General features: G+C 37.1%; 16 protein-coding genes. 13 read left to right on the top strand and 3 right to left on the bottom strand.

Annotated elements, in window-relative coordinates:
- Positions 1 to 13 precede the first annotated feature (13 nt).
- Genes ACKWCD_RS15485 through ACKWCD_RS15460 form a run of 6 tightly spaced genes read left to right on the top strand, consistent with a single transcriptional unit; the run spans position 14 to position 13,040 of the window.
- The gene (locus ACKWCD_RS15485) at positions 14 to 3,319 is read left to right on the top strand and encodes a VCBS repeat-containing protein (protein ID WP_413984863.1); all 3,306 of its coding nucleotides are present in this window, start codon (positions 14 to 16) and stop codon (positions 3,317 to 3,319) included.
- A gap of 5 nt (positions 3,320 to 3,324) precedes the next feature.
- Positions 3,325 to 6,678 carry a VCBS repeat-containing protein gene (locus ACKWCD_RS15480; protein ID WP_413985055.1) on the top strand — a complete coding sequence of 1,118 codons (3,354 nt, stop codon included), beginning with the start codon at positions 3,325 to 3,327 and terminating at the stop codon, positions 6,676 to 6,678.
- Positions 6,671 to 9,919 (top strand): VCBS repeat-containing protein, encoded by a 3,249-nt coding sequence (locus tag ACKWCD_RS15475; protein ID WP_413984862.1) that lies wholly within the window; start codon positions 6,671 to 6,673, stop codon positions 9,917 to 9,919. Before ACKWCD_RS15480 ends, ACKWCD_RS15475 begins: the two co-directional genes overlap by 8 nt.
- Before the next feature lie 10 nt (positions 9,920 to 9,929).
- The gene (locus ACKWCD_RS15470) at positions 9,930 to 11,288 is read left to right on the top strand and encodes a vanadium-dependent haloperoxidase (RefSeq protein ID WP_413984861.1); all 1,359 of its coding nucleotides are present in this window, start codon (positions 9,930 to 9,932) and stop codon (positions 11,286 to 11,288) included.
- 2 nt (positions 11,289 to 11,290) lie between these two features.
- Positions 11,291 to 12,184, top strand: a complete 894-nt coding sequence (locus ACKWCD_RS15465) for a GyrI-like domain-containing protein (RefSeq protein WP_413984860.1) — start codon at positions 11,291 to 11,293, stop codon at positions 12,182 to 12,184.
- 1 nt (position 12,185) lies between these two features.
- A complete protein-coding gene (locus ACKWCD_RS15460) occupies positions 12,186 to 13,040 on the top strand; it encodes a hypothetical protein (RefSeq protein WP_413984859.1) in 855 nt (284 codons plus the stop codon).
- A 46-nt stretch (positions 13,041 to 13,086) separates the two neighbouring features.
- Here the strand turns inward: ACKWCD_RS15460 and ACKWCD_RS15455 are convergent, their stop codons facing one another.
- A complete protein-coding gene (locus ACKWCD_RS15455; protein WP_413984858.1) occupies positions 13,087 to 16,800 on the bottom strand; it encodes a metallophosphoesterase in 3,714 nt (1,237 codons plus the stop codon).
- 60 nt (positions 16,801 to 16,860) lie between these two features.
- On the opposite strand from ACKWCD_RS15455, the gene ACKWCD_RS15450 reads away from it, so the two are divergent.
- On the top strand, positions 16,861 to 18,048 hold the full coding sequence (locus ACKWCD_RS15450; RefSeq protein ID WP_413984857.1) for a Pycsar system effector family protein: 1,188 nt from the start codon (positions 16,861 to 16,863) through the stop codon (positions 18,046 to 18,048).
- 18 nt (positions 18,049 to 18,066) lie between these two features.
- Here ACKWCD_RS15450 and ACKWCD_RS15445 read toward each other — a convergent pair whose 3' ends face one another.
- Entirely contained in the window at positions 18,067 to 20,442 is a 2,376-nt protein-coding gene (locus ACKWCD_RS15445) for a GAF domain-containing protein (RefSeq protein ID WP_413985054.1), read from the bottom strand.
- A gap of 123 nt (positions 20,443 to 20,565) precedes the next feature.
- Between ACKWCD_RS15445 and ACKWCD_RS15440 the strand changes: the two genes are divergently transcribed.
- From ACKWCD_RS15440 to ACKWCD_RS15430, 3 genes are all read left to right on the top strand, one after another.
- Positions 20,566 to 21,468, top strand: a complete 903-nt coding sequence (locus ACKWCD_RS15440; protein WP_413984856.1) for a metallophosphoesterase family protein — start codon at positions 20,566 to 20,568, stop codon at positions 21,466 to 21,468.
- A gap of 38 nt (positions 21,469 to 21,506) precedes the next feature.
- Positions 21,507 to 22,154 (top strand): hypothetical protein, encoded by a 648-nt coding sequence (locus ACKWCD_RS15435; protein WP_413984855.1) that lies wholly within the window; start codon positions 21,507 to 21,509, stop codon positions 22,152 to 22,154.
- A 113-nt stretch (positions 22,155 to 22,267) separates the two neighbouring features.
- A complete protein-coding gene (locus ACKWCD_RS15430) occupies positions 22,268 to 22,741 on the top strand; it encodes an SRPBCC family protein (protein WP_413984854.1) in 474 nt (157 codons plus the stop codon).
- Positions 22,742 to 22,951: 210 nt separating this feature from the next.
- On the opposite strand, the gene ACKWCD_RS15425 is transcribed toward ACKWCD_RS15430, so the two are convergent.
- Positions 22,952 to 24,214, bottom strand: coding sequence for an aminotransferase class V-fold PLP-dependent enzyme (locus tag ACKWCD_RS15425; RefSeq protein ID WP_413984853.1), 1,263 nt, complete (start codon positions 24,212 to 24,214; stop codon positions 22,952 to 22,954).
- 154 nt (positions 24,215 to 24,368) lie between these two features.
- Between ACKWCD_RS15425 and aqpZ the strand changes: the two genes are divergently transcribed.
- From aqpZ to ACKWCD_RS15410, 3 genes are all read left to right on the top strand, one after another.
- Positions 24,369 to 25,064: an aquaporin Z gene (aqpZ, locus tag ACKWCD_RS15420; RefSeq protein WP_413984852.1), complete on the top strand. Its 696-nt coding sequence runs from the start codon at positions 24,369 to 24,371 to the stop codon at positions 25,062 to 25,064.
- 96 nt (positions 25,065 to 25,160) lie between these two features.
- The gene (locus tag ACKWCD_RS15415) at positions 25,161 to 26,477 is read left to right on the top strand and encodes a gluconate:H+ symporter (protein ID WP_413984851.1); all 1,317 of its coding nucleotides are present in this window, start codon (positions 25,161 to 25,163) and stop codon (positions 26,475 to 26,477) included.
- Between the two features lie 10 nt (positions 26,478 to 26,487).
- Complete coding sequence (locus ACKWCD_RS15410; protein ID WP_413984850.1) at positions 26,488 to 26,952, top strand: RidA family protein; 465 nt, start codon at positions 26,488 to 26,490, stop codon at positions 26,950 to 26,952.
- The last annotated feature ends 5 nt before the right edge of the window (positions 26,953 to 26,957 follow it).

Here is a 26,957-nt window from a genome sequence, read left to right as displayed (position 1 = left end):
TCTTCGGTGAATTATGAAAAGCGGTTTTGGTATTTTTATAGCTGTGTTTTTTCTCTTTCTTTCCTGCACCAAAAGCGAACTAAAACGATTTCGAAAGCTAGATTCTTCTGTAACTGGCGTTGAATTCAAAAACGAGCTTATTCCCAGTACAGAACTAAACATTCTGACCTATTTGTACTATTACAATGGCGCTGGAGTCGCAATAGCAGATTTCAACAATGATGGCTTAGCAGATCTATATTTCACTTCCAATCAAGGTTTTGATAAACTTTATTTAAACCAAGGTAAACTCAAATTCAAGGATGTTACTACTGAAGCTAATATTCAAGACCTCAACACTTGGTCTACTGGGGTTACACATGTCGACATAAATTCAGATGGATTATTAGATATTTATGTATGTAAGGCCTCTGGCTATAGGGCATTAAAAGGGAAAAATCTACTTTACATCAATCAAGGTTCAAATAGCGATGGTGTACCAACCTTTAAGGAAGATGCAGCCAGTTATGGTTTGGATTTTGCAGGACTTTCAACGCAAGCAGCATTTTTTGATTATGACTTAGACGGCGATTTAGATATGTATTTATTGAACCACTCTGTGCATCCCAATAACTCCTATGGAAGTGGTTCACTACGAAATGGATACGACCCAAAATCGGGCGATATCCTTTTTAGGAATGATGATAAGATGTTTGTCGATGTTTCGTATGAGGCGAACATTTTTCAAGGAAAAATAGGCTATGGTCTGGGTCTCGGCATCAGTGATGTCAATACCGACGGATATCCAGATATTTATGTTGGGAATGATTTTTATGAAAATGATTATCTGTACATCAATCAAAAAAATGGAACTTTTAAGGAGATTATTTCCTCCGATTCAAAAAAACTAGGACATACTTCACATTATTCCATGGGCAATGATATTGCCGATATTAATAATGATGGCCTTACTGATATTCTGTCAATGGATATGCTGCCAAGAAACCCTGAAACTTATAAAACTTCAGGATTGGAGTTTCCCTACTCTACTTATGAGAATTATTTGAAGAACGGGTATGCGCCTCAATACATGCAAAATACGCTTCACCTGAATTTAGGGAATACTTCATTTAGCGAGATAGCTCATTTGTCTGGAATATCTGCTACAGAATGGTCTTGGGGCGGATTACTTGCTGATTTCGATAATGATGGTTACAAAGATATTTTTGTCTCCAACGGAATTAAGGGCGCCACCAACAATATGGATTTTATTCAATTCATTTCGAACGATCTCATTCAAAAAAAGATAGATAAGGGAATGTCTGAACAAGATTTGGAATTGATCAAAAAAATCCCTGAAACGAAAGTCCCTAATTATTTTTTCAAAAATCTTAGAAACTTACAATTCGAGGATACTACAAAACAATGGTTTAGTGAAGAACCTACATTTAGCAACGGCTGCGCCTATGCCGATTTAGATAATGACGGCGACCTTGATCTTGTCATAAATAACGTAAACGAGAAGGCGTTTATATTAGAAAATCAAGATGTCTCAGCTACAAAACAGCATTATTTAGATATCAATTTTGAAGGCACCAAACAGAATCCTTTTGGTTATGGCGCAAAAATTATAGGCTATACTTCTAATAAAAAAATATATCAAGAAAATTTTACAACCAGAGGATATCTCTCGGCCACTCCTCCTATAGTGCATTTGGGCCTGGGCGAAATGAGTTCTTTAGATTCTTTAAAAGTAATCTGGCCAAATGGCTTCTGCCAAACTTTATCACAGGTTTCAGTTGACCAAACACTTACTATGAAGGTCGCCGAGGCTACAAATTTGCACACTTACGATAGTAAGGCAAAGAAAAAGAACAGTTTTACTAAAATTGATTCTGTAATTTCATTTGAACACAATGATCGAACTTCAATAGAGTTTTTAAGAGACCCTCTGGTGCCATGGGCAAATACTAATGAAGGGCCAGATATTTCAGTATCCGACTTAAACAATGATGGCCTTGATGATTTTTTTATTGGCGGTGCAAAAGGTCAAGCTTCACGACTTTATTTACAAAAAGATTTCGGCGAATTTGGAGAGGCCCAAAATGATCTTTTTCTAGAGGACGCTAAAAGTGAGGATACCGCTCATGTTTTTTTTGATATGGATAATGACGACGATAAAGACTTACTGGTGGTAAGTGGAGGAAATGAATTTAAATCAGGTAAACCATTACACCCAAAGCTCTATATTAATGCCAATGGAAGTTTCACGAAAGACACCTTACAATTTAATAATCTGGAGGTCAACGCCTCAAAGGTGTTAGCTGAAGATTTTAATAATGATGGGCATATCGATGTTTTAATAACATCGGATCACGTACCTTGGCAATTTAGCGAAAGTCCAAAACAGTATCTTTTTCAAAACGATGGAAAAGGAAATTTTAAGGACATCTCCAAAGTCATTTCTAAAGATTTTCAATTAATTGGAAACGTGAAAGATGCAGCATGGATCGATTTAGACAATAATGGGTTCAAAGATTTAATACTCGTCGGACATTGGATGCCGATATCTATTTTTTATAACGATGGTAGCTCCTTTAAACTTCAAAAAAACAACAATTTGCAGAACACTCATGGTTTGTGGAACTGCATCTTGACAACTGATTTTGATAAAGATGGTGATATCGATTTTATTGCAGGTAATTGGGGGCTCAACAGCAAATTTCAGGCTTCCTTAACCGAACCAATAACGATTTACAACTATGATTATGATATGAATGGCACCAACGACCCAGTAGTGACTTACTTCAAAGAAGACAGGGAAATTCCATTTGCATCCAAAGAAGCATTGGTGAAGCAATTGCCTAGTTTAAATAAGAAATTCCTGTCTTATAAAAGTTTCGCAAACGCAACTCTTGAAGATCTATTCTCCAAAGAAAAGATCGATGCAGCAAATAAAAAACAAGTCTTTGAGCTGGCAAGTATGTATTTTGAAAATAATGGGCAAGGTGAATTTTTAGGTAAAAAACTCCCTCTTATTGCTCAAAATTCAAATGTTCATGATATTGCATCGGAAGACTTTGATAATGATGGTTTTAGCGATATACTTTTAGTAGGCAATAACTATGAAATTAGCACTCAATTAGGTAGGATGGACGCCTCACACGGTGTACTTTTGAAATACGCTAAAAGCGGAGATTTTATATGGGATTCGGAAGTAGAAATTGGCGTGTCAGGACCCGCTAGAAGAATCAAATCAATAATTATAAAAAACAAGAAACACTATATAGTCACTATTAACAACGACACACCTATTTTTCTTTTAAAAAATGATGAATGAGACCTATGATATGTACTTTTTTTAAAAAAATATGTTTCCTTTTCTTCTCTGCTATTCTTTTCAATTCTTGTACTCAAAATGAAAACCAAGAAATTTCCGAAGAAACTGTAACATTGTTTAAACTGCTCCCTCCCGAAGCTACTGGTATTGATTTTATCAACAAGATTGAAAATCAAAAAAACTTCAACATCTTCAAATACCGCAACTTCTATAATGGTGGCGGTGTAGCCATTGGAGACATTAATAATGATGGCTTAGCGGATATCTATATGACGGGTAATATGGTGCCAAATAAACTTTACCTAAATAAGGGCAACCTCAAATTCGAAGATATTTCAGCAAGTGCAGGTATTGAAGGTAGTAAACCATGGTCCACAGGAGTCAATATGGTAGATATAAATGCCGATGGCCTTTTAGATATCTATGTCAGTAATGCAGGCAATTTAAAAGGTAACAATCATGATAATGATTTGTATATCAACAACGGTGACCTGACTTTTACAGAGAAAGCGCATGAATACAACCTTGCGAAAACAGGGTTTTCGACACACGCTACATTTTTTGATTATGATAAAGATGGTGATTTAGATGCCTATATTTTGAACAACAGTAATATTCCTGTCAGTAGTTTGGGTTATGCAGAACAACGTCATGTTCGCGCTCAAGATTGGGAGGGAGTTCCTGATATTTTCAAAGGTGTTGGTGATATGCTACTCCGCAATGATGATGGTAAATTCGTTGACGTCAGCGAAGATGCAGGAATTTACGGAAGCCTTATCGGCTTCGGTCTAGGTGTTATGGTGACTGATATCAATAAAGATCAATATCCTGATCTTTATGTTTCCAATGATTTTTATGAACGAGATTATCTATACATCAACAACCAAGACGGAACCTTTAAAGAAGAAATTAAAAACTATACGCAACATCTCTCGCTTTCCGCTATGGGAATTGATATTGCCGATATCAACAATGATGGAAATTCAGAGATATTTATCACCGATATGCTTCCTGAAGCCGACGAACGTGTGAAGGCCGTAATGGAATTTGAAGGTTACAATGTCTTTAAGCTGAAACAAAGTAAAGATTTCTACCAGCAATACATTCAAAATACATTACAACTCAACAATGGAAACGGGTCATTTTCCGAAATAGCATATTTCAGTGGTGTTGATGCAACAGATTGGAGTTGGGCCGGTCTATTGGTTGATATGGATAATGATGGTTTACGCGATATTTATATCACAAATGGCATTAATCATGATCTTACCGATTTAGATTTTGTTGATTTTTTTGCTAATGAAATTATTCAAAAGATGGCACTTACTGGAAGAAAAGAATCTATCGATTCTATCATCGCAAAAATGCCTGTTCGCCCTCAGCCTAACTACGCGTATCGAAATAATGGTGATATCACCTTTTCAAATGCAAACAAAGAATGGGGGTTTGAACTACCAAGCATGTCCAACGGAGCTGCTTACGGAGATCTTGATAATGATGGTGACTTAGAACTTGTTGTAAACAATGTCAACATGCAGGCGTTCATTTACGAAAATCGAACTAATGAAATGACTGACAACAACTATCTTAAGATCAAATTAGAAGGAGCCGAGAAAAACAAATTTGCAGTTGGTTCTACAGTTTTGTTGTACTACGATGATGAAACTGTAATGCAAGAGCAAATTCCATCAAGAGGATTTCAATCTTCCATGGATTATACCATGACTATTGGTTTAGGAGACAAAACAACAATAGACTCTCTTAGAGTGATTTGGCCCGATAACCGATCACAGAAGTTGGTAGCTGTAAAAGCAAACCAGACCTTGAGTTTTAAGCATGAGGTTTCAGATAAAACTCATAATCCTTGGAAAGTTGAGAACAAAAAAACCTTGCTGCAAGAAATTGAAAATAATAGCCTTGTAGCCCACAAAGAAAACAACTATAATGATTTCGACTATGAGGGCCTCATCTACAAAACACTTTCGCAAGAAGGACCTTCGTTGGCTGTTGGTGATATTGATGCGGATGGCAATGAAGATATATTTATAGGAGGCGCCAAAGGACTTTCCGGAAACATTTATAAACATGTAGGCAATGGCAAATTGACATTAATTCCTCAAAATATATTTGACGAAGATGCCGACTACGAAGATACAGCAGCCGCTTTTTTCGATGCTGACGGCGATTCCGATTTAGATCTTATTGTAGGCTCTGGTGGAAATCAAGTAGGCGAAGAGAAGAATTATAAAAGCCGACTCTACTTGAACAATGGTAAAGGTAGATTTACAAAATCAAGTGAACAATTGCCATCAACCTACAAGAATATTTCGACCATAGCACCTCATGATTTTGATAATGATGGCGATGTTGATGTATTCATTGGTTCTAGAAGTATTGTAGGCACTTACGGTCTCGATCCAAACCATCTTTTTTTAACCAACAATGGTGATGGAACTTTTGAAGATGTTACAGAGCGTTTTGCGTACGATTTAAAAAATGCTGGAATGATTACAAGTTCTATCTGGAAAGATATGGATGGAGATAGTAAAAAGGATTTGGTTACGGTTTCAGAATGGGGCACCACCAACATCTATAAAAATTCTGGACGTCGACTTGTCAAAACACCAACCACATTGGATAGTTTATCAGGTTGGTGGAATGCAATTGCGGCAGCAGATTTAGATAATGACGGAGATAATGATCTTGTTCTCGGTAATCAAGGAAGCAATCTGCATTACAAACCAACCGCGGAAAATCCAATGAAAATATGGATCAACGATTACGATAACAACGGAACTCTTGAACAGATCGTTACCCAAAGGCAAGAGGGAAAAGATTATCCTTTGCATCAAAAACAAGAAATGACTCAGCAAATTACAGCCTTAAAAAAACAAAATATAAAGGCATCGGTTTATGCTAAAAAGACTGTTAGTGAATTGTTTCCTCAGGAAATTTTTGAAAAATCTATTGTTAGAGAATCTGGTACTTCAGAGACTCTAATTGCGATAAATGAAGGCGGCGGAAAATTCACCATTAAGAAATTACCAAATCGTGTTCAACTTTCATGCATTTGCGGAATCACATGTACCGATGTGAATAATGACGGCAATCTAGATTTGGTAATGGCTGGAAATAATTTCGAGTTTAAACCACAATACTCTCGCCTAGATGCCAACTTTGGCAATGTACTACTTGGTGATGGTAAAATGGGCTTTGAATGGCAAGATTACAACAGAAGCGGATTTTATATTCGCGACGAAGTAAAGCATATTGCACAATTTAAAGATTCAAAAGGAAAATCATTTCTGATCACTGCAATAAACAATAATAAACCTAAAGTATTCGCATTCGATGACTAAAAGAGTTATTTATTTTTTTGCGTTTGTTCTACTTGTTGGCTGCAATGACAAAGAAGGCACTTTGTTTTCCAATCCATCTGCTGAGGAAACAGGAATCACCTTTGCGAATACGTTAAAATCGACAGAAGATTCCAACATTCTTGATTACTTATATTTTTATAATGGCGGTGGAGTAGCTGTGGGTGATATTAATGGGGATGAGCTTCCTGATATTTTCTTTTCAGGGAATCAAGTAAAAAACAAACTCTATCTAAATAAAGGCAATTTGAAATTTGAAGATATTTCAGATAAAGCAGGAATTTCTGGAAACAGCACTTGGAATACAGGAGCGGTAATGGGCGACGTAAACGGAGATGGATTACTTGATATTTATGTATGTGCAGTTGTGGGCATAAATGGCTTTAACGGCTTTAATGAGCTTTACATCAACAACGGAGATAGTTCTTTTACGGAAAGAGCAGCTGAGTACGGACTCGATTTTGACTCTTTCAGTTCTTCTGCTGCTTTTTTGGATTATGATTTAGATGGCGATTTAGATATATATCTTTTGAACCATGCAGTACATACTCAAGAATCATACGGAAATGCAAAAACCCGAAAAAATAGAAATTACCAAACCGGTGATAAACTACTTCGAAACGATGGAGGAAAATTTGTAGATGTAAGTGAAGATGCCGGCATTTATGGCGGGGTTAATGGCTATGGATTAGGTGTTGCTGTTTCAGATTTCAATCAAGATGGTTATCCCGATATTTATGTAGGTAATGATTTTCACGAGGATGATTACTACTATTTAAATAACGGTAATGGTTCCTTCACCGAAAGCCTTCGACAGTATTTTGGTCATACTACCCGATTTTCTATGGGTAATGACGTAGCCGATATCAATCGAGACGGTTGGCCCGATTTAATGTCGCTCGATATGCTTCCTCAAGACCAAAAAATATTAATGGCCTCAGAGGGAGATGATAATATCCAAACCCAAAAAATGCGCATAAATCGATTTGGGTATCATTATCAATTTACACGCAACACGCTCAACATTAATCAACAAAATGGCACCTTTTTAGAGACTGCACTATTGAGTGGAGTAGCGGCCACAGATTGGAGTTGGAGCACACTTTTCGCAGACTACGACCAAGATGGTAAGCAAGATATTTTTATCTCAAACGGAATTGAAAAGCGGCCCAACGATCTTGATTTTATCAATTTTTTGAGCAATGAGCAAATCCAAACTAAGATTAATAACACCAAGCTTGTTGATCAAAAAGCATTGGATTTAATGCCTTCTGGCGCTATTCACAATTTCATTTTTAAAGGAGGTAATGATTTGAAATTTGAGGATAAATCTTCTAGTTGGATTGCGAAAGACACTCTAAAATCAGGAGCCACCGCCTTGGCTGATCTAGATCTAGATGGTGATCTTGATTTGGTAGTCAATAACAGCAATCAAACAGCGTCTTTATACATAAACAAAACCAACTCAAAAGCGGGTTATCTGAAATTGAAGTTCAATTTCAAAGAGGGAAATCAACTAGGCATTGGCACGAAGGTATTCTCTTATCATAACGGCAATTTGCAGTTTAAAGAACTGTATACCGTACGTGGTTTTCAAGCCTCTTCGGAACCAATAATTCATTTTGGTTACGCTGTATCTGAAAAGATTGATTCTCTCAAAATCGTTTGGCCTGATAATACTTTTCAAGTTCTAAAAGACATTACAGTTAACCAAACACTTACGATTACCAAAAACAATGCTAAGCCTTTTAATTATGAATCACTCCGATTAAAATCGGCTGCCATTTTTGAACATGTTGAAAATAATTTAGGCATCAATTTTACACACAAAGAAGATAACTACGTAGATTTTAATCGCCAAAAGCTAATTCCTTATCAACTAGGAGATCGAGGACCTGCAACGGCCGTTGGAGATTTAGATAATGATGGTGAACAAGATATTTTCTTCGGAGGTTCAAGGTCAGTTGCCCCACAAATTTATGTTCAAAAAGACACCACGTTCATAGCAACAAAAAGGCCTGCTATTTCGAAAGATTCAATCAAAGAAGATGTTGTCGGGGTAATCTCAGACTTTAACAGCGATGGCAAGAATGATTTAATAATGGGATCTGGAGGAGCAGATTTTTTTAACACGATGAAGCCTTTGTTAAATAACTATCATGTGCAGAAAGATTCTGTTTTTGAAACCAAAGCTTTGCCCGAAAGTTTCGAAAATGCATCCGTTTTAAGTGCTAACGATTATGATGGTGATGGCGATCTTGATCTATTCGTAGGCAATCAATCGATATCGAACGATTTCGGAAAACTTCCAAATTCCTATTTATTAGAAAATAAAAAAGGTAATTTTTCCATCAAAGAAAATAAAGATCTTCAAAATATGGGCATGGTTACCGATGCCATTTGGCATGACTTTGACGAAGACGGAATTAAAGACCTAATTGTAATCGGTGAATGGATGACGCCTACTTTCTTCAAAAACAAAGATGGAGAATTAGTCAAAAAAGAAATTACTAATAAGACCTTAAATGGATTATGGCAAAGCATATTGCCTTTTGATATAGACGGTGACGGAGATACTGATTACGTATTGGGTAATTGGGGTACCAATAGCAAATTTATTGCTACTGAGAGTTCTCCAATGAAAATGTATTACGGAGATTTTGACGACAACGGACAAACCGAAACCATTACGACCATTGAGAAAAATGGAAATTACTATACCTTAGAGAATCTTGATCAACTTGCAGAACAATTGGTGTATCTCAAAAAGAAATTCACTAAATACAGTGATTTCGCCGGAAAAACGGTCAATGAAATTTTTGGAAAAGAAGCATTGCGCAAGGCCAAGGTTTTAGAAGTATCTGAATTGAGATCAGGTTTCTTACGTAATGAAAATGGAAAGTACACTTTTGTGCCTTTTGAAAACCAATTGCAAGTGTCTCCTATTATGGCATTACTATCTTATGATTTTGACCAAGATGGAAAAGAGGAAGTGCTTACCGCTGGTAATTATTTTGGCGTAAAGCCTTTTCATGGGAGATTTGATTCTTTCCCTGGAGCATTAATAAAAAGCGAAAATAATGTAATTTTGACGCATACTATTGGACTAAATCTTGCTCAGAAATCAGTAAGACATTTGAATATAGTTACACTAAATAAGCAAGCCTACCTTCTTGTGACTGTACACAATAAAGATGCAGAAGTTTACAAACTAACAAAGTAAAAGAAGAACGATGAAGAAGATCAACATACTACTTTTTACTCTAGCATTGTGTGTGTGTTGTGCAAAAAAAGCAGAACCTATTCTGGTTACTGCGGAAGATTTGCATGCCTCCGTAGATAAAGTTACCGAAATCATGATTCACGATATTTTTTCACCACCGGTAGCAAGTCGAATTTTCGCATACCCCAATATTGCCGCCTACGAAATCATCGCACTAGAAAATCCAGAATATCTTTCATTAGCTGATCAATTAACAGATTTAAAAGCTATCCCAAAACCCAAAAAGTCTGTCACTATCAACTATAAGGTTTCCGCTATGGTAGCTCACTTGGAACTTAGCAAAAAATTAATTTTTTCTGAGGATAAAATCCAAATTCTTCAAGATAGTCTTTATAAAGTCTGGGAGGAGAAAGATCCACTTCTCTATGACAACTCTAAAGTCTACGGCATTGAAGTAGCAGAGCATGTAGCGCAATGGATGAATGCCGATAATTACAATCAAACGCGAACCATGCCAAAGTTCACCGTAGATATAGATAATCCTGAAAGATGGCAACCAACACCACCGGCTTATATGGCTGGCATTGAACCCCATTGGAATAAAATACGTCCTTTTGTGATTGATTCTGCCTCACAGTTCAAGCCAGTTCCTCCTCCTCCGTTTTCCCTTGAAAAAGGTTCTGCTTTTTTTAATGAACTAGAAGAAGTTTATAACATAAGTAATCAAATCACTGCCAAAGGTGATACATCAGAAGAGATCAAGATTGCGCAATTTTGGGACTGTAATCCTTACGTATCTGTAACTCGTGGACACTTGATGTTCGCCACTAAGAAGATTAGTCCTGGTGCGCATTGGATTGGTATTACTAAAATTGCAAGTAGAAAAACAAATAGTGATTTTGACAAAACACTTTATGCCTATACCAAAGCCTCTATAGCCATGGCTGATGCTTTCATTAGCTGTTGGGATGAAAAATACAGAAGTAATCTTATTCGCCCTGAAACCTTAATTAACGAACATATTGATGAGAACTGGAAGCCTGTTTTACAGACACCCCCTTTTCCAGAATATTCAAGTGGTCATAGCGTAGTTTCTGGTGCTGCTTCTACAGTACTTACGGAGATTTTTGGTGAAGATTTTAGTTTTGATGATGATACTGAAGTAGCGTATGGACTTCCCGTTAGAAGCTTTACATCTTTCAAAACAGCTGCCGACGAAGCTGCAATTAGTAGAATGTATGGTGGTATTCATTATAGGTCTGCAGTTGAGGTGGGTGTAGAACAAGGCCGAAATCTTGGTGAATTCGTTTTAGACAACCTAAAAATGATACAAAATAACCCAGATAAAAAAGTAGTAGTAAACGAATAAGTATGAGAAAGAAATTAATAGGAGGCATTCTAGTACTTCTTTTTGGAACACTTCTTTGGTATCTCTTTTTAAAACCACACGACTATCAAGTTAACTTTAAAGTAAAAGCCTCACCTGGCATTATAAACCAAAGCATTAAACTTTGGGCAGATGGCTTTGAAAGTTCAAAATTTATAACACAAAAAGATTGGCAACACTTTACCCACCAATTGAAATTCAACGACTCTACACACACTTATGAATGGTATGTAAAAACTTTAAACGATTCTATCTCACAGGTAAAAGTATTTGTTACAGATACCGCTAATAGTTTTTCTAATAAGCTCGCTATACCTTTTTCAGAGACCAATTTTGAGAAACGCACCAAAGAAACTGTAAAAGACCTCCGGTCGGTTCTAAAAGAACATATCGAACGTTTTAAGGTAACCATAGTAGGTTTAGAAGAAATACAACCTAAGTATTGCGCTTATGTATCTTTCAAAAGCAAACAAACTGAGAAAGCGTTGCAAATGATGAAAACCTACTCTTATTTAAATAGTACTATGACCGAGAACAGTTTTCAACTTGATGGACCACCATTTATAGAAATTGTAAATTGGAACAAACAACAAGACAGTATTACCTTCAACTTTTGTTACCCTATTCTCAAACCCGACAGTCTTCCAAAAATAGAAGGCATCTTTTTTAAAAAAATTCAAGGTCGAAAAGCAATCAAATCTATTTATAATGGAAATTACATTACTTCTGACAGAGCTTGGTACACAATGTTAGAGTATGCCAGCAAAAACAATCTTGCCATCGAAGAAACTCCCATAGAGATATTTTATAATAATCCTAATATGGGTGGTGACGAACTAAAATGGAAAGCTGAAGTTTTTATGCCACTGAAAGAATGATATGAAACCACTACACTTCTTTTTATTATTGCTTTTCTTGTTACAAAGCTGCACAAATCATGGGCAACTTACTTTTATAGAAAAGCTTCCAAAGAAACTAAAAGAAAATTCTGGAATCGTCTCTTATACTGAGGGAACAGCTTGGTTCATTGAAGACAACGGAAATAGCGACAATATTTATAAAACTGATTTCAAGGGAAATATCATCCAACAATTCGATCTCAAAAATGGGAAAAACGGTGATTGGGAAGATTTAACCAAAGACAAAAAAGGAAACCTATATATTGGTGATTTTGGCAACAATGCTAACGATCGTAAGGATCTTGTCATCTACAAGCTACCAAACCCAGAGTTAGAAAAGGGTGATAAAATTAGCGCAGAGAAAATTACTTTTAGTTATCCTGAGCAAAAAGATTTTCCGCCTCGAAGAGAAGGACTATTTTTTGACGCTGAAGCTTTCTTTCATTTCGATGAACATCTTTACATTTTTACAAAAAATCGGGCTAATCCATTTACAGGAGAAACTTCTATTTATAAAATACAAGATAAAAAGGGGGCGTATGCTGCAGAGTTTCTTGGGAAAATTAAATTATGTACAGACTGGAATACCTGTAAAGTTACTTCAGCAGATATCTCACCTAATGGAAAAAAAATTGTTCTATTAGGATATGGTAAACTTTGGGTATTATCAAATTTCAATGGCAGCGACACTTCCAAAATTATTATTGACGAAATTGATCTTAGAATTAGAACTCAGCTAGAATCTGTTTGTTTTATAAATGATAAGACACTTCTACTTTCAGATGAAGAGAGAGACGATACTGGTGGGAATTTGTATTCGTATACCTTGAAATAACATTGAACAGATTACCGCCTTCGCGGGAATGACAATAAAATCCTTTTTAAAACCCAAACCCCAAACCAAAAGAAAAACGAAGGCCGTCGGCGCTATTAAAAAGGGCTGCCCGTAAGGACATAATATCAGCAGCATTTAGGAAGAATCCTCCCCCATAAGAAGTGTGCCAACGATCAGAACTGTCATTAGGTTGCCAAACTCTACCATAGTCAAAGCCTCCATAGAGGCCTACTGTTGTGGGTAAGATTCCAGTTCTTCGCTCACCCAAACTTAATCGCAGATCAGTATTTTGATAATAGGATTTCTTTCCAGTAAAACGCTGATTTCTGAAGCCTCTTAGTCCATCAATGCCACCAATACTTGCCGCTTGATAGAACTCATAACCATCGCCCAAAGTAAAATGCGCCTTCCATTTGGTAGCCAGTACCAAGTTTCCACTTGGCACCAGTTTATAATCGAAGGAAAGACTTGGAATGATATAGCCAAAACTTCCATCTCCATCTGAGACTTCCGTTTTATATCCAATATGCAACGAAGTAGCCATACCTAAAGTCGGAAAAGCAGCATTATCTGCATTTTCATACGTATACATTCCGTCAAGCCCAACAAAACTCTTCTGGGTTTCTTCATTATTCGCTTGGTAAAACGTATTAATAAATCTATCCTCTGTTTCTTCAACTTCAATTGATTCATATGATATACCCGTTCGTATTTTGCTTCCTAATTGTCCTCGCCATACTAGAGACGGGGCAACTTTAATAGTACTATATCTAACTCTGTTGTAATCTAGCTCTAATTCATCATCTAAGTTTTCGGTTTCATTTCCAAATCCGAAGAAATTAATAGCAAAATTAGGACTTGTAAAATGTGTGTCTAATTCAAAATTAGCCTTTCCAAATGCATTGGCAAACTCTCCTCTATACCCCAATTCAAAACCATTTGTGGCAAAGTAAAAAGCGGCATTGATATGGTGCTGCTGTGTAAACGGATTCTGTCGAAAACCATTATAGGTGTAGGTTTCGGTGATTCCTAATTTTAAGCCCCCATCAGGATTAAAACCAATAACAGGCAAAAGCTGATTGGCAGAAGCTCTCATTTTTAAAGGTTGGTAGGTATTTACGGAATAGTTATCAGTCAGTCTTAGTTTAGCCTTTGATAGATCTTTTAGCTTATTTTTCTTCGACTTATAGTCATAGACGAAAGTGTTTCCACCTTCACCCACATCATATGTGTCATTGTTTTGACCACCAATCAAACGTATCTTAATCTTACTTCTATTTTTTCCCTTAACAACAAACTTATCTTCATCGTCAAGACCATAAATCCAAACTTCTTTAGTGAAGTCTTTGGAAAATTTTCTATTAAAAAACTGCTTCTTTTTTTCTCCATTGATAATACGATAGGCACTTACCTCGACTTCGTTGGTATTCAAATATTCAATTTCAAACCAATCATCTTTATCGGTCCCCGTAACCACTGCATACTTATTAAGTATACGAAAATAGGCATCAGCGGTTTTTTCAATATCAGCGATACGTGACAACAATATTCTTTTAATTTCGGTCACGGTTTCATCACGAACTTCTTTAGGAAAGGATAAAAACGCATTATCTATAATTTTAGCCGTAAGATTCTCTTTTATATATCTTGCTTCAGCCAGCCAAGCCTCTCTATTAGTTTCATTAAGTAAAGCCAAATCAAGAACGTAAGTTTTCGGTGAGGCATTAAAACCTTTCACACTTCTAATTTCCTCTTTAAAGCCCTCCATCAGGCGGAGAGATGGAATCAATCTTGTCGCCAACCCCATAAACAAACCATCACCCATTATAGAATAAGCCTGATCTCGATCACGAGGTACAGGTCTATATGTTTTTTTCTTCGATCCTTTTTCCTTGAATTCGGCCCATCGCCATTGGTCTACATGACGGTCCCAGTCCCCAAGCACCATATCGAAAAGTCTTGCTCTCACATACATTTTATCATCAACTTCGTACTTCTCATCATCTCTAAGGTTTTCAAGCATCTCATCGGTACTGATGAGTTTATCTGAAAAACCATAGCTCGCTAAATCTCCATGACCATCTCCAGCATGCTCTTCGATCATATACAATTCATCTCCAAAATTTTCATTAAAATCCTCAAGGGCAGCTTGTTTAGGCACATAATATAATACGGGATTGGTATGATAAATTCCAATCGCATCTGATAGTCCACCTATTGTAAATGGAGCATAGGGATGTGAACCTGTATAAAAATCTTGAAGAAACTCTTGCAAAAATGTATCCTGCAAATCGTCCATCACGTACTGCTGCTGAAAAACCATCGACTGCAAGTACAACTCCGAAACCTTTCGTAACGCGCGCATTACATATTCCTTACCATTTTCATGACGTAATCGAAGTGATTTCGATTGATGTCCCCCACCCTTTCGAACTGGTTTTAGTCCCCCAAATAAAGTATCTAGATTTACAGTTGGAGCAGTTACTTCAGTCCCGTAATATTTACGATATCGATCACCCCAAATAGTTTTGAAAAATCCCGTCTTGTCAATTTCTTCCTTTGTATAAATTGAGGCCGAGGCTTCACTCGAAAATGATTCTGCATAGTTACCCGAATACCCTTTTCGATCAGGTTGTAACACCTGTGCAGCAAATAAAAACTCTTCTTTATCAGATTCATCAACTCCAAAATAACGAACTTCAGAAGAACCATCTGTATAAACCTCCAATGCTGCATAGCCCATTTTTCCCGTAGAAAATTGGCTTCCATTCATCAACCGAGTTACTCCATTTTTCGCCCCCGCCCCACTTACGATCTGTGGCGTATTATTTTCTTTTATGTATTGTAATGTATGTTCATGACCTGAAGCAAAAATTACCTTTTCAGAATACTGAGCCAAAGTCACCATTCGGTTTTTGAATTCTGTATAGCGTTTATTCTGAATATCTTCTGGGGAAGCTCCAGAAGTCTTTCGAAGAATATTAATAAACGATCCAATAATTGGTAACGGGAATCTACTACTCCCCTGAAACAATTGTTGTTTCATAGAAAATTGCCCTCCATGAGGACCGTAAGAGAACATGGGATGATGCATTGCAATTAAGGTCGTCTTGTCGCGATTCTTCTTAATGAGCCCCTCTACTTCTTCCCAAAACTTAGCCCGACTTTTAATCTCACAATTATCATTCATAGTGGGGTGCTTGTCCCAATTCGCCAAATACCATTCTGTGTCAATAACAATTACGGTAAGCTTATCATTTACTTTAAGTTGGGTAATCGGACAACCATTTTCAGGCAAAAACGGATTCTTTTGTTTCAACTTTTTCTTAATGTACTTTTCTTGACGATCTAGACCTTTGAGGCCATCACTATACCAATCGTGATTTCCAGGAATGAAGAGTGGTCTTCCATCAAAATTTTCAAGGGTCTCCAATTGAGCATCCAAATGATTTTTCGCTTGATCGTGTTCTGCGGGGTGGTCCTTTTTGTTTGGTAATCCGGCAGGGTAGATATTATCTCCTAGAAAAATGGCCGTACTATTCTCCTTAGCCTTATTCAATTTACCTTTGAATAATTTTAACGCTTTGTTTGGTTTGTTTTCTTTGGATAATCCAGCGTCACCAATTAGATATACCGTATGTGAAATCTCTTTTGTACCAGATATTTCTTTATTTGAAAACTCTTGGGCATACTTTGTCTTCTGCGTAGCACAACTCGTAAGTAAAAGACAACATAATACGACAAACGAATACTTCTTCATATAACGGTTCTAAAGTCTAGAATTTTGTATTTTGGTGGGGGAGTTTATAACACACACTATATGTCGGGTATAATTGAAAAAACTAAAATTTTTGCAACAGGTTTATTAACGAACCACCTAGACCCGAAACATTTATATCATAATCTCAAACATACAGAGCGTGTTGTTAAAAGTACTAAAGAATTGTTGGAAGCACATAATCTTTCCGAAGAAGAAAATGAGATTCTTTTACTTACTGCTTGGCTGCACGATACTGGCTATACCAAAGGAACTCAAGATCATGAAGAAACTAGTTGCAGTATAGCTACAGAGTTTTTGAAGAAAGAAACTTATGACACTCAAAAAATTCAAAAAGTAATTGCCTGCATTCGAGCTACAAAACGATTTCACGAACCACAAAACATTCAAGAAAAGATTATTCGAGATGCCGATTCGTCGCATTTTGGACAAAAAAGTTATTGGGAAACTTCTGATTATTTACGTGAAGAACTCTCCTTACTAGGTATTGCTGATTATAGTTCAAAAGAATGGTGTAATGCAAATTTGGAAATGTTCAAAAAAGAACATCAATTCTACACCGACTATGCCAAAGAAAATTGGCAGGCAGGAAAAGATAAAAACCTCAAAAAATTAATTAAAGAAAAGAAAGCTGAAAAGGAAATCGCTAAAAAAGAGGCCCTTAAAGCAAAATATAAAAGTGAAAGTCCAGATAGAGGCATACAAACTCTGTTTAGAGTTACCCTAAAAAATCATCTTACTTTAAGTGATATTGCAGATACCAAGGCTAATATATTACTATCAGTAAATGCAATTATCATCTCGGTTGCCTTATCAAGTTTGATACCGAAATTAGACAATCCTTCGAATGCATATCTTATTTATCCGACCGTAATTTTTATCATTTTTAGTGTGGTATCAATGATTATGGCGGTCATAGCCACGAGACCAAATATTACTAGTGGCAAATTCTCAAAACAGGATGTAGAAAACAAAAAGGTAAATCTTTTGTTTTTTGGCAATTTTCACAAAATGAGCCTTGCAGAATACGAATGGGCAATTCAAGAACTAGTTAAGGATAAAGAATATATCTACGGTTCGCTGACGAAAGATCTCTATTTTCTAGGACTGGTCCTGAACAGAAAATATAATATACTAAGATGGACCTATACCATCTTTATGATAGGTATCATAGTGTCAGTATTGGCTTTTGGACTTGCTTTTCATTTTAATGAAGCCATGGTACGATGATGGCAAAAGATAGCCGTATTAAGCTTTCAATTCTTCCATAAGGTCATCGTAGGTATACGTCTTTTCAGGTTCTTGGTCTTTTCTATACAAAACATCAGCTCTGATTGCTTTCAGTCCTGCCACGCCTTGTAGTCCCTCTAATTCTACAATTTCTACCTTACCTGTGAAATATCCTTTTGATTTTAAGAATTTGATATAACGGAGATATTCTATTTCATCACTTTTTTGGGAATACACGATGACCATCTTCCCGGTTTGGGTAAGACGTTCGTCGGTACCTTTTACAAAAGATTTATCGATACGTTTTTTGATAATCTCGTAGCGGGCATTATAGGTTCCGTCTACATCGAATCGCTTTTCATCCATCCTGAAGCGGATAGATAAAGAGGTATTGTAAACCAAAATCAAAGATGCAACATCCAAAGGTACTGGAAGTTCAGGTTTCAAGCTATAATGTTTGTTTTCCATTTCGCACATTACCTGCAGTTGCCACAAACGAAGATTATTCAAATACAAGGGGTCAAAGCTGCGATTGCCTGCAATCGAATCTCCGATATACATGTTGTGCTCTATACCATCAGTTTTGTAACGCTCAAAATAATGTGGAAACATAAGCTGAGCCTCGTCTTGCTTTTTATCTATTAAAGAAGCTAGTTTCTTATTTATGGTCATTACGCTAGTATCGTAATTTTTACGATGGTCATAATAAGAATGCGTGTGTTCATCTATCTGAGCTTCATAGCTAAGAATCGATTTTTCAAGCTCCGTATCATTTTTCTTCAAATGCTCAAAAACAGGATTTACCTCGTCCATAATAAAGTTGAAAATCGCCTGCTCGCTGTTGGTATGCAATACTTCTTTTACATCTTCAATATGATTATTTACCCGAAAAATAAGTTCTTCATAAATGGGCAATTTTGTTTTTTGCCAAGCCTCTGTCAAAACTCGATTTACATCAGACAATTGAATCATTAAATCTCGCTGAATAGCCTTATTTCTTGCCATAGACGAGTCCTTGATATCAATCTGTCCGTACAGTGGATTTACTTTCTCAAACACTATCTCCTTAAAGGAAGGTTGCTCTCCTTGTAAACCATCTTTGATAAAGTTCTTCGCCTCCTCTTGAAACCTCCAATAAACAGAATCATGAACTGAAGTACACTCGTGTTGAATAATAGCATCTATCAAATTTTCCTCTTCCGTTTTTGACCTGAGTACCGCCGTGACAATAAATGGCATAATATCCTCAAGCTTGGTAGCAACCACACTATTCAGTTCATTTTTATTTGGTGAGCTTATTTCGAGAACCCCAAGTAAATTTCCATTATCAGCTATCGGAGCAAAAATGGCGCTTTGGTAGCCCGCTTCTTTTAAATTTTTATAGGGGGAAATACCACCAGAAAGCTCATAATACTTATTTACATCAGTGACCGCAAAGAAATCACTATCCTGCATGAGAGCTTTATATGACCCCGGACATAGGGCCTCTTCACATGAAACATATTCATCATTACCTAGAATAACACTTTCCATGCCTGCACCATGAACGCACTGAAATTGGTCTTGCTTCGTATCATATGCCACAAAACCGACCTTCACATCTTTCAATCTAAAGAACGACCGGAAAGTTTCTTGCATAAACTCCATAAATGACTCATCGCCATTCTCCTTTTCATTGGATATCAACCCCGATTTAATTTCCGAGATAGAATGTTCTGCAGTTACATCAAACATATTAGAAATCACAAAACCTTTTGCTATAAAACTACCAGGAGGAATTTTCTCTTTCCACAGTTCAATATTGTCATAATTCTCTAAGAGCTCATCAATATCTTCTTGAGTTAAATCCTTTGCTTTCTCTGTAGCATGCAATTCCAAGAAATCCGCATTATACAAAATACGATAATGATGCATAACGCCAGCAGCATCAGGAATATCATAAAAATAGGGTCTTGAAAAGTCGAGTTTGAAACCATAGTAAAAATTCAGCACTACTACGGCCGCCATGATATAATTAAATTCGTCTTCTTGATTTCGTATTTTAGGCTCAAAATTAGGTCCAGCCTCCGCTAATATTTTCTGAAATCTTTTTGAAGAATTAAAAATGAAATTGTCGTAAGGTAGCGCAGCCGCCTTTATTTCATTGTCCCCCAAAATTTCGGAAAACGTATCCTCAAAAATTATTTTGATAACGTCCTCGTGTTTTTTTAACAAAGAGACATCTTCAAAACCTTCTCGAAGTTCAGGATATGGAGCTTGGGCATCAAGCACACGCTTTGCTTTGGCGGCCAAAAATGGGTCTTTACTTTTGGACAGCTCGTCATAATATTCCAATAATTTATTGAAACTTATGACACGCTGAATAGGCATGTTTTCGTAGTTGTTTAAAGACATAGTATCCATTGGTCTACTTTTCTAGTATAAAATTACAAAACGACCCGTAAAATTTTGTTAAGGAAACCTTATCAAAAGTGTTAAGGTATGCTGTGTTTTTCGGATATTTATAAAAAATCGTCAATGTCATCAAGGTTTCGGTTATCAAGAGCATATGATCAGGCAAAAGTTATTCCTTTTGACAACAATTCTAAATTCATTCTATTTAGTGATTGTCATCGAGGTGACAACAGTTTTGCTGATGATTTTGCGAACAATCGAAATATCTATTTTCATGCATTGACCCATTATTTCAGAAATGGTTTCGAATATTGTGAATTGGGTGATGGCGATGAACTTTGGGAAAACATTCGATTTGAATCTATTTTTCAAGCCCATAAAAATGTCTTTAAACTTCTCAAACAATTCCATTTAGAAAAACGCTTACACATGATTTGGGGCAATCATGACATGGTTTATAAGGACCCAAAATATGTGGAAAAACATTTATTCCAATATTTTGAACCTGTAGAAGACTGTGAAAAAGACCTTTTTGAAGGTATCCAATACCATGAAGCTATTGTTTTAAAACATAAGGAAACCGAACAAGAACTTTTTCTTGCCCATGGACACCAAGCCGATTGGTGGAATTACACTTTCTGGCGCTGGGGGCGCTTTTTAGTTAGAGTACTATGGAAACCCCTTCAAGTATGGGGAATTGCTGACCCAACCAGTCCAGCAAAAAACTATATAGAACTTAAAAAGGTAGAGCGGCGCATCAAAAAATGGATTCTCGAAAAGAATCTTTTAATAACTATTGTGGGTCACACACATCGGCCTCGTTTTCCTGAGCCGGGGGAGATTCCTTTGTTCAATGATGGTAGTTGCGTACACCCGAGAAGTATTACAGGTATCGAAATCGTAAAAGGCACTATTGCTTTGATCAAATGGCAAATTGCTACCAAAGACGATGGAACCTTACAAATAGTTCGTGTAGTACTCGAAGGACCTCAGAGTTTGGCGGACTATCAACAAGCGCAAGACTAAATAATTCCTATTTTTATACAATTCTTAAATACAAAACCATGCTAAAAAAAGTAACCCTCATTGCCCTAGTTTCTCTTCTATTTGTTTCTTGTTGGAAAGATAAAAGTCCCGAAGATTTAATTCGTTTGAAAGGAAAGTTCAAATCAACGGTTTCCTCGTTCGAGAAAAAGAAAGAAAACGCTAACAAAAATGTAAACAAGGGGCTCGAAACCCTAAATGCTTTGAAGACCGCCTTAGAAGACACCAAGAATGAAGACAAAGAATTCGCAAAGGTGTACGGTGATTGGGAGAAGGTAAACAAGCGCGTTGAAAACCTCAACAAAGAATATGAGGACTTAAAAAAACATGCTTCTAATTTGTTTACGGCTATGGAAACCCAAACCAATAGCTTAAGTGATGAGAAGAGCAAAAAAACACTTTTAGGTGCTATCGAAAAAGCGCGAACTAAATACAATGGCACTTTGGCTAATACTTCAAAAGCCATAGACAAACTTCGTCTACTACATGGAGATGCCGTGGAGGTAGTAAAAGCCCTTGAAGTTGCTGCAGCTTTAAACTCCTTTGACAATATCAATGACCAAATGAAAAGCATTGAAGAGCGTGTTGATGGTATTATGTCAGAGTTAAATGTTGCTGTCGTAGAGAGTAAAAAGTTGTATGAGAAGAAGATTACGGAGTTGGATTAGTGGAGTTATTCTGCTAAAGCAACCCCAAAAGTTTCTTTAGCAGGGTTTTTTGACCGATAAACAGCTGAATTAGTTGTCATATAACAAGTTAGCATACATACTGAAAAAGCAAAATGCCAAGAATCGAATTACGAACAGAAATCAAAGCAAGTAAGGAAATCGTATTCGACTTATCACGGAGTATTGACTTACATAAAATCTCTACTGAACATACAAACGAAACTGCAATCGCTGGAAAAACTAGCGGACTAATTGGAATGGATGAATCGGTTACGTGGAGAGCAAAACACTTCGGAATTTATCAAAAATTAACTTCAAAGATTACGAAATTTGAACGCCCAAATCTTTTTGTAGATGAAATGGTAAAAGGAGCTTTCAAAGGTTTCAGACACGAACATCATTTTGAGGACTTAAATGGCGGGACTTTGATGACGGACTATTTTGAATATGAATCTCCATTTGGAATCTTAGGTAAGTTGGCTGACAAGCTATTCTTGCTAAAATATATGACGGACTTATTAGCAGAACGTAATAGAATCGTGAAGGACTTTGCGGAAACGGACAAATGGAAAAAAATAGTTGCGTAGAAAAAAGTACATATGCTAACAAAACCTATAATTAATACGGACTTCGGGTTTTACGCTAAGGTCTGTGTATATTTATGAGGTCGCAAAATCTTTGGGATTTTGCTTTCGAACAAAAAAAGAAAAAACAAAACCAAAAGCTTTTGCTTAGCGCGTAGCTGGAAATCCGTCGGATTTCTGCGCCGCATTAATCATAGCTCAGCCGTTAAAAAATCACCCCCTACCCGCCAAAGTCTTTATTGCACTTACAAAAGCATCAAGCTCTTCTGTGGTAGTATACACATTGGGCGTAATTCGGCATCCTAGCACATTTTCTCGATTAATCCCTACAGTGAATATCTTAAACTCTTCTAGCAAATTCTTAGCCAAATCATTGGGCTTCATATGCGTAATCCCCACATTGGCTATTCCACAACTGCGATGTTCTTCGATAGGTGTATTGATGACCACATTTTCCACATTGCGTAATTGGTCGCTCCAATACCGTTGTAAGTAGCGCATGCGTTTTTCCTTTCTATCGAGACCAATCATTTCAAGGTAATCGATAGCATCATTGATAGCCAAATCAGTGTGGACAGGGTGGGTTCCCGTATGGTTCAATCGGCCGATATCATCAGGTTCGCGGTCATGTTCTGCCAACAAAGGCCATATTTTCGAAATTTTATCCTTTTTTACAAATAGAAGTCCAGCTCCCAAAGGTGTGCTCAACCATTTGTGAAGACTGCTTCCGTAGTAATCGCAATCTAGTTCTTTGATGTTTACATTAATGTGACCCACACAATGTGCACCGTCAACCATCACCTCAACACCATGGCTATGGGCCATATCGCATATCTTTCGTATGGGTAGAATATGGCCTGTGATATTGACCATATGGCAAACCATTATCAATCTTGTTTTGGACGTTATTTTACTTTCATACACTGCAACAATCTCTTCATCAGATTCCGGGTGGTTGGGCACGGAGATTCTCTTATTTACGATTCCGTAGCGTTTCGCCATCAATTTAAAATGTTCTTGCATGGCTCCGTAATCTTGTTCGGCAAAAATAGCCTCATCACCTTCCTTCCATGGGAAACCACCTGTTATCAAATCAAGGGATTCTGTCGTATTACGAGTAATTATCACTTCATCTGCATCGCAGTTTACCAACTTTGCCAAGCGGTCGGCAACACCTTTCTTATTATCCCATTGCACGGTCCGCATATAATGTGAAGCTTCGTAATTCACCATTTTCACATGCTCAATAAATTTGTCCAAGGTAGGTTTGGGCGCAAAATTATAGTAGCCATTTTCGAGGTTGATATAGTCCGGTTTTAAGGCATAATCTTCCCGAATACGTTTCCAAAATTCATCGTCGTAATTAATTGGATATGGCTTTGGTTCAGATTTGATTTGAGCGTTAGCTGTAATCGGTAAAAACGGAGTCACCATTGCAGCCTGCCCCACTCGTTTCAAAAAGTCTCTTTTTTGCATATCTTGATAATTTAGTACAAACAAGATAACATATTTCAAACAGATTCATAAAACTAACATCCTCAAAATCTGATATTTATAATCGTCTGTTAGCTTAATTTTAACTAATTTAAAGCTCACTAATTTTTTAATCAATAACTAAACCCTCGAAAAAATGAAAAAACTAATCGCAGAATTTATCGGAACCCTATGGCTCGTGCTTGGTGGGTGTGGAAGTGCCGTGCTCGCAGCAGGATTTCCCGAATTAGGAATAGGCTTTGTTGGTGTTTCCCTAGCCTTTGGTCTTACCGTTGTTACGATGGCTTATGCCATTGGTCACATTTCAGGTTGTCATCTGAACCCCGCAGTTTCCATTGGATTATGGATGGGCGGTCGTTTCGATGCCAAAGACTTGATTCCATATATCATTGCTCAAGTTATGGGTGGAATTGCAGGTGCAGGAATTTTATATTTAATCATTACAAATCAAGCTGGTTTTGAAGGTGTAGGTGGTTTCGCCGCCAATGGTTTCGGAGAACATTCACCTGGCGGATTTAACATGACCGCGGCTCTTATCACAGAAATAGTTATGACTTTTATTTTCCTTTTTGTAATTCTGGGCAGCACGCATTCAAAAGCTCCAAAATATTTAGCTGGTTTAGCTATTGGACTTTGTTTAACGCTAATTCACCTGATTAGTATTCCTGTTACAAATACTTCGGTGAATCCAGCTAGAAGTACAAGTCAAGCACTTTTTGCTGAAGGTGGATGGGCTATGGGTCAACTATGGCTATTCTGGGTGGCTCCAATTGTAGGTGCTATTTTGGCTGGTTTAGCTTACAAATACCTATCACCAGAAACAAACAATTAATCATATTTAGAGTTTTAAAAAATGCATTCTAACCCGCGGTTGGAGTGCATTTTTTATTTGGTATATTTAGACCTTACTTTTCAAAAAACCTAGCGAATGCCAATTGTTATTGTTATCACAGGAATACTCATTTTATTCCTTCTTATTGCACGTTTTAGACTCAACGCCTTTATTGCCTTTATTTTAGTTTCACTTTTTGTGGGTATCGCTGAAGGTATGGATCCCGTTGCGGTTGTAAAATCAATACAGCTAGGAATAGGAAATATTCTAGGTTTTCTAGTACTCATATTGGGTTTAGGCGCCATGTTAGGTAAATTAGTTGCTGATAGTGGTGCAGCACAGCGAATTACAACCAAGCTCGTTGAAAAATTTGGCAAAAAGAACATTCAATGGGCGGTAGTACTGACAGGTTTTATTGTAGGTATTCCAATGTTCTATTCTGTCGGTTTTGTAATTCTAATTCCTTTGGTTTTTACTATTGGTGCCGCCACAGGGTTACCGCTTATCTATATTGGGCTCCCTATGCTAGCATCATTATCTGTTACACATGGATATTTACCACCGCACCCAGCACCAACGGCTATTGCAGCTACATTTAATGCTGATATTGGTAAAACACTATTTTATGGAATCATAGTAGCTATACCTGCAATTATCGTCGCTGGCCCACTATTGTCTAGAGCAATGAAAGGCATAAAAGCTACCCCTATTGAAGGCTTTGTAAATACTAAGGTTTTGAGTGATGAGGAAATGCCAGGTACGGCGATAAGTATTTTAACTGCTTTGTTTCCAGTAATTTTAATGGCTGTAGCTGCTTTAGCTGAGCTTTTAATTTCTGGTGATTCGATGCTAAAAAAGATACTAGTGTTCATGGGCAACCCCGTAATGGCAATGCTTATATCAGTACTTGTAGCCATCTATACTTTAGGGCTAGCTAGAGGTAAAAAAATGATCGAAATCTCAGAAACAATCAAGAGTGCCGTATCAGGAATTACCATTGTTCTTTTAATAATTGCGGGGGCTGGTGCTTTAAAACAAGTATTGATAGATAGCGGGGTAAGTGAATTTATAGGCGATATACTTCAAGGTTCCTCAATTTCGCCTTTAATACTAGCATGGTTAATTGCAACCATCATTAGAGTTTGCGTTGGTTCAGCAACAGTTGCCGGCTTAACAGCTGCAGGTATAGTGCTCCCTTTGGTATCTGGTTCAGATGTAAGTCCAGAATTAATGGTATTAGCCATTGGGTCGGGTAGTTTAATGTTATCTCATGTTAATGATAGCGGTTTCTGGCTATATAAAGAGTATTTCAACCTTTCTATAAAAGACACCCTAAAGTCATGGACTGTAATGGAAACCACAGTGGGAGTTATGGGATTACTTGGGGTTTTGGCACTTGATATATTCATTTAAATAAATAATTATGAGCTCACCTTCAGCACGAATCAAGGAATTAGGATTGGTTTTACCACCCGCTCCTCCACCGGCCGGTTTATATAAACCCATTTTGGTTGTCGACAACTTCTTATACGTCTCAGGTCAGGGACCAATGTTACCTGACGGCTCACTTTATAAAGGACGAGTTGGGGACAGTTTAAGCTTGGAAGAAGGTAAGATAGGTGCACGTCATGTTGCCTTGACCATGTTATCTACTATTACTACTCATTTTGGAGATGTAGACCGTATCAAACGTTTGGTAAAAACTTTGGGTATGGTAAATTGTCATCCAGATTTTGGTGATCAGCCTTTGGTCATTAATGGCTTTAGTGAATTGATGGCAGATGTGTTTGGTGCCGATAACGGTGTTGGTGTCCGCAGTGCTGTAGGTATGATGCTTCCCGGTGGGATAGCTGTTGAGATTGAAGCCATGTTTGAACTTCATAAATAAGAAAC

It is taken from the genome of Maribacter taeanensis, assembly GCF_047345145.1.
GTDB lineage: Bacteria > Bacteroidota > Bacteroidia > Flavobacteriales > Flavobacteriaceae > Maribacter_C.
Note: the sequence above shows the minus strand (reverse complement) of the source record. Positions and strands in the feature narration are given on the sequence as shown.